This window comes from Nocardia farcinica (genome assembly GCF_029867845.1).
GTDB lineage: Bacteria > Actinomycetota > Actinomycetes > Mycobacteriales > Mycobacteriaceae > Nocardia > Nocardia farcinica_A.
In genome coordinates this window covers 1-5,128 of record NZ_JARWRU010000453.1, presented here as the reverse complement: position 1 = coordinate 5,128, position 5,128 = coordinate 1, and the positions used below count along the sequence as shown (strand labels likewise).

The 5,128-nt window shown below is 70.7% G+C and carries 5 protein-coding genes, 1 tRNA gene and 1 other RNA gene; 3 read left to right on the top strand and 4 right to left on the bottom strand.

What is annotated here, in order from left to right:
- Nucleotides 1–160: 160 nt before the first annotated feature.
- Together QH283_RS09820 and QH283_RS09815 are read right to left on the bottom strand one after the other, a co-directional pair.
- Nucleotides 161–871, bottom strand: coding sequence for a hypothetical protein (locus QH283_RS09820; RefSeq protein WP_280502702.1), 711 nt, complete (start codon nucleotides 869–871; stop codon nucleotides 161–163).
- A gap of 104 nt (nucleotides 872–975) precedes the next feature.
- Nucleotides 976–1,563 carry an HhH-GPD-type base excision DNA repair protein gene (locus QH283_RS09815; protein ID WP_280502701.1) on the bottom strand — a complete coding sequence of 196 codons (588 nt, stop codon included), beginning with the start codon at nucleotides 1,561–1,563 and terminating at the stop codon, nucleotides 976–978.
- Between the two features lie 151 nt (nucleotides 1,564–1,714).
- On the opposite strand from QH283_RS09815, the gene QH283_RS09810 reads away from it, so the two are divergent.
- Both QH283_RS09810 and QH283_RS09805 read left to right on the top strand, forming a co-directional pair.
- Nucleotides 1,715–2,167, top strand: coding sequence for a VOC family protein (locus QH283_RS09810; RefSeq protein WP_280502700.1), 453 nt, complete (start codon nucleotides 1,715–1,717; stop codon nucleotides 2,165–2,167).
- A gap of 85 nt (nucleotides 2,168–2,252) precedes the next feature.
- Complete coding sequence (locus QH283_RS09805; RefSeq protein ID WP_414689644.1) at nucleotides 2,253–3,095, top strand: methyltransferase domain-containing protein; 843 nt, start codon at nucleotides 2,253–2,255, stop codon at nucleotides 3,093–3,095.
- 67 nt (nucleotides 3,096–3,162) lie between these two features.
- Here QH283_RS09805 and QH283_RS09800 read toward each other — a convergent pair whose 3' ends face one another.
- Both QH283_RS09800 and ffs read right to left on the bottom strand, forming a co-directional pair.
- Entirely contained in the window at nucleotides 3,163–4,449 is a 1,287-nt protein-coding gene (locus QH283_RS09800; protein WP_280502699.1) for an aminotransferase class I/II-fold pyridoxal phosphate-dependent enzyme, read from the bottom strand.
- A 295-nt stretch (nucleotides 4,450–4,744) separates the two neighbouring features.
- Nucleotides 4,745–4,839, bottom strand: an RNA gene (gene ffs / locus QH283_RS09795) — signal recognition particle sRNA small type.
- 106 nt (nucleotides 4,840–4,945) lie between these two features.
- On the opposite strand from ffs, the gene QH283_RS09790 reads away from it, so the two are divergent.
- Nucleotides 4,946–5,033: transfer RNA gene (locus tag QH283_RS09790), tRNA-Ser, on the top strand.
- The last annotated feature ends 95 nt before the right edge of the window (nucleotides 5,034–5,128 follow it).

The window sequence follows — 5,128 nt, the reverse complement described above, 5'->3', positions numbered from 1 at the left end:
CCCCCCCCCCCCCCCCCCCCCCCCCCCCCCCCCCGCCCGCGCCCGGGGGGCTCATATTGCGCCGGTTCACCACCCCGGCCGCGGCACTGCCCTGGCTACCGCACCGTGGTGTCGCCGGGCCGGGAGGTGCGCGGCCTGCCGCTGTGGCCGAGGGCGTGTGTCACTTGGCGGCCGGCGGGGTGAAGGGCTGGTTGACGGTGGTGAGGTACTGGATCGCGGCGCCGATGGCCACAGGCGCGGTCACCAGGATCTGACCGGCGAGGGTGCCCAGCGCGCCGACGGCGAGGATGCCGCCGATGCAGCCGATCGCGGCGGCGGGGACGAAGGGCCCGAACAGGCCGACGATGGTGGCCGAGGCGACGGTGGCGCCGGCGATGCCGCCGAGGACGCAGCCGGCCGCGGCGCCGGTGAGGCCGCCGACGAGGGTGCCGATGGTGGCGCCCATGGAGATGGTGCTGGTCAGGCGGGTCCAGGCCGCGACCTCACGCTCGTACTCGCTCTTCCAGGGGGCCTTGTCCTCGTGCGGGAGCGCGACCGGCTTGTAGACGGCCTTGTCGACCGAGATCTGCGGGGTGAGGACGGCGGTGCGGTCGGTGACCTCAGCGGCGATCGGGAACTCGAACTCGTCGATACGGAAGCGCAGCGGCGTGCCCGCGAGTGTGGTTCCGTCGGCGGCCTTGATCGCGAGGGCGTCGTTCTCGACGACCAGCGAGCCGGAATCGATCGAGATGATCGACTGCGTGTCGGTGGCGTGGGCGGTGAAGTTCACCGCCTCAGGCACCTGCGCCGGCGCGGCGTTGGCGGTGCCGCCCGCGACGCCGGCCACGATGGACACCAGTGCCGTGAGCACGGCAAGCTTGCTCTTCTTCATCTGCGCTGCACAATCTCTCATCCGGTGAAGCTGTCGGTCGCAAGCATGTGGCAACCGGCTTTCCACCGGGAGGGAAAAACGCAGCGAGATCGAAAACCCCCGCCCTAATCGCCCGCGGCGGCTTTGGCCTGCGCTTTCATCTGTTTCTTGAACGCGCGCACCTCGAGCAGCGATTCACCGTCGGTGATGTCGGCGGCCGAACGCCGGGAATTCGGCTCCGCGTAGTCACCCGCGGCCTTCTCCCAGCCCGCGGGGCGCACCCCGAGCTGCTTGCCGAGCAGGGCGAGGAAGATCTTGGCCTTCTGCGTGCCGTAGCCGGGCAGATCCTCGAGTCTGCGCAGGACAGTGGCCCCGTCGGGGTCACCGTCGGTCCAGATGCGCTCGGTGTCGCCGTCGTAGTGTTCCAGCACGTACCTGGCCAGATCCTGGGTGCGCCTCGCCATGGACCGGCCGTACCGGTGAATGGCGGGCGGGGTGGCGCACAACTCCTCGAATTCGGCCGGGTCGGCCTCGGCGATCCGGCGGATGTCGAATCCGCCCATACGTTCGGCGATTTTCCTCGGCCCGCGGAATGCGTGCTCGAGCGGATACTGCTGATCCAGCAGCATGCCCGTGAGCAGCGCGAACATATTTTCCGACAGCAACCTGTCCGCCTCGGGTTCCTGGGCCAGGCACAGAGTCACGCTCACCATCGTCCCCTTCGCGGTCGCGGGCCTTTTCCGGGCAGTCACCGTCTCCGATCATCCCACTCCCGCCGCGACGCGGATCACGGCCCCGGCGCAGCCGCGTGCCGGGGCGTGCCGGGGCGCCTGCCCTGTCGGTGGCCGGGTGTAGCTTCCCGGCATGGCATCGAGTTGGAAGCTCGTCATCGACACCCGCGACGCGCCCGTGCTGGCCGACTTCTGGGCCGCCGCCCTCGGCTACGTGGTGGAGGACCCGCAGCCGCTCATCGAGCGTTTGCTGGCGCAGGGCCAGTTGCCGGCGCACATGGTCGGCGAGCATCGCGGCCGCCGCATCTTCCGCGGGTACGCCGCCATCCGCCACCCGGAGGACCCGTTCGAACCGGTCAGCGGCGTCGGTCAGGGCAGGCGCATCCTGTTCCAGGACGTGCCGGAACCCAAAACGGTCAAGAACCGCCTGCACATCGACATCCACGCCGGTGACGAGGGGCTGGACGCGCTGGTCTCGCGGCTCGAGTCGCTGGGCGCGACCAGGGTGCAGGAGGTCGACCAGGGGCCCGCCGGGCACTGGTGGGTGATGCTCGACCCGGAGGGCAACGAGTTCTGCGCGGCCTGAGCGAGACGTTGCACGCTCCACATCGCGGTGACACGGGTCACAGGCTGGCGCTGCGACCGGGTTTGCCGCCGCGTACGCTCGGCGCATGACGACGGTGATCCCGACGGACGGAAATGCGCGCATGGACACTCCCGGTTTGCGCCCGGACCGCTTCGACAGCGCGGGCCAGAATCAACTGGTCGACGTACGCGACCTGCAGGCAGCCCTGCCCGGCATCCAACAGCTACGCACCTGGGCCCACGACGCCCTCGCCGTGCAACCCGGCGAACGCGCGGTCGACATCGGGTCGGGCACCGGCTCGGAAGTCTTCGTCTTCGCCGACGCGGTCGGCCCGACCGGCGAGGCGATCGGCGTCGAGCCCGACCCGAATCTGCTCTCCTCGGCCGAACGCCGCGCCGCGCAGAAGGATTCCACCGCCAGGTTCTACTCCGGCGACGCCTACGGGATCCCCTTCGGCGCCGACTACTTCGACGCCGTGCTCTCCGAGCGCGTCTTCCAGCACCTGACCGCCCCGGCGCGCGCCGCCAACGAGATCGCGCGTGTGCTGCGCCCCGGCGGCCGCACCGTGGTGATGGACGTCGACTGGGAGACCGCCATCGTGCACCCCGGCGACCGGCGGGTCGCCCGCCAGGTGATCGAGACCCTCATCGCGGCCACCACCAACCCGTTGTCCGGCCGCAGGCTGCCCGGCCTGCTCACCCAGGCGGGCCTGGTGGTCGACGAGATCGGCTCGCAGGCGCTGGTGCAGACCCGCGCGGCCGGGCCGGGCTCGCTGGTCGACCGCATCTCCGCGATGGCGGTGGCCCGCGGCTCGATCACCGAGGCCGAGCGCGCCCAGCTGCTGGCCGACCTCGAACGCGGCGCCCGCACCGGCGACATCCACCTGTCGGTCACCATGTTCGCGGTGCTCGCCCACAAGCCCGCCTGAGCACCCCGGGACGAACGACGGCCCCCGCATCCACACCGGATACGGGGGCCGCGCTGGTTCGTCCAGGTTACTTGCCGAGCGCCTTCTCGGTGGCGGCCAGCAGCACGCAGGTGGCCAGGCCGTCCATGGCGACCTCCAGCTCGGAGAGCTTGGGGAAGCTGGGCGCGATGCGGATGTTCTTGTCCTCCGGGTCCTTCCGGTACGGGAAGGCCGAGCCCGCGGCCGTCAACGCGATGCCCGCCTCCTTCGCCAAGGCGATCACCCGGCTCGCGGTGCCCTCCGGCACGTCGAGGCTGATGAAGTAGCCGCCCTTCGGCTCGGTCCAGGACGCCACCTTCGACGGGCCGAGGCGGTCCTCCAGGATGCGCAGCACGAGCGCGAACTTCGGCTCCAGGATCTCCCGGTGCTTCTGCATGTGCGCCCGCACGCCGTCGGCGTCGCGGAAGAAGCGCAGGTGGCGCAGCTGGTTGATCTTGTCCGGGCCGATGCTCTTCTTGCCCGCGTGGCCGAGGTACCAGTTCAGGTTCTCGGTGGAGGAGCCGAGGAAGCTCACGCCCGCGCCGGCGAAGGTGATCTTCGAGGTGGAGGCGAACACGATCGGCCGGTTCGGGTTGCCCGCCTCGGCGGCCATGCCGAGCACGTCGAGCACCGGCGCCGCGGTGTCGGTCAGCGGGTGCACCGCGTAGGCGTTGTCCCAGAACAGCCGGAAGTCCGGGGCGGCGGCGGGCAGCGAAACCAGTTCGCGCACCACCTTTTCCGAGAACACCACGCCGGTCGGGTTGGAGTAGTTGGGCACCGCCCACAGGCCCTTGACCGCCGGATCGGTGAGCAGTTCGGCGATCTTCGCGGTGTCGGGGCCGTCGGCCAGCATCGGCACCGGGATCATCTCGATGCCCAGCGATTCGGTGATGGCGAAGTGCCGGTCGTAGCCGGGCACCGGACACAGGAACTTGACCACCGGCTCGTCCGCCCAGCGGCGCTCGGAATCGTTGGTGCCGTGCAGCATCGCGAACACGATGGTGTCGTGCATCAGCTCCAGGCTGGCGTTGTTGCCCGCGATCAGATTGTCCACCGGGATGCCGAGCAGCTCGCCGAAGATGGCGCGCAGCTCGGGCAGGCCGTGCAGGCCGCCGTAGTTGCGGCAGTCGGTGCCGCCGCCGTCGCGGAAGTCGCCGTCGCCGGGCAGGGTGAGCAGCTCGTTGGACAGGTCGAGCTGTTCGGGCGCGGGCTTGCCCCTGGTCAGATCCAGCGTGAGCTTCTCGGCCTTGAGCTTCGCGTAGTTCGCGGACTGGGTCTCGTGTTCGGACACGAGCTCGTCATGGCTCATCAAACCGATCTGCGTTTGCCGGGGCATCCTTGGCAGCCTTTCAAGCAGCGAGGGGAAAGGGTGTGACTTCCGCCGCGGCCGTGCGGCCCGCGCCGGAGACGGTGTTCACGTTACCCGCAGCCGGGACATCACGGGGGTCGTTGCCGCGGCCCGCGACTGCCCCGGCGGTGGTGCGCGCCGGCACATCGCGGGGGAACCGTCGGCCGGTGGGAACCTCGTGCCGCTCGCCGTTCCCCGAGGCAGCGCCACGGCGTACGACACCGCTGGTAGCAGCGGGAATCAGGGGAGAGGTGAAGCAGGGGACGGGCCGGACCGGCCGGAATTCAGGGGACCCCGCGCACCCGGCAGAGCCCGTTGACCCTTGCTGCCTTCCGGCCCTGGGGGAGTTCACAGGATGCGCGCCGCGCGGGATCCGCCGCCCACTATAGCGGGTCTCCGCCCGCCCCGCCGCACCCCTCCCCCCGCACCCCCGCCCGGGACCCGGTTTGGCATGAACCCGCAACCATTCGCTATGCTGCTCCACGGAGGATTCGCCTAGTGGCCTATGGCGCTCGCCTGGAACGCGGGTTGGGTTAACGCCCTCAGGGGTTCAAATCCCCTATCCTCCGCCACGGATTGGGCGGGGGGGGGGGGGTGTGAACACACCCCCCCCCCCGCACGCCCAATAACCCCCCCCCGCCCCCCCCCCCGCGCCGCCCGGGCCCCC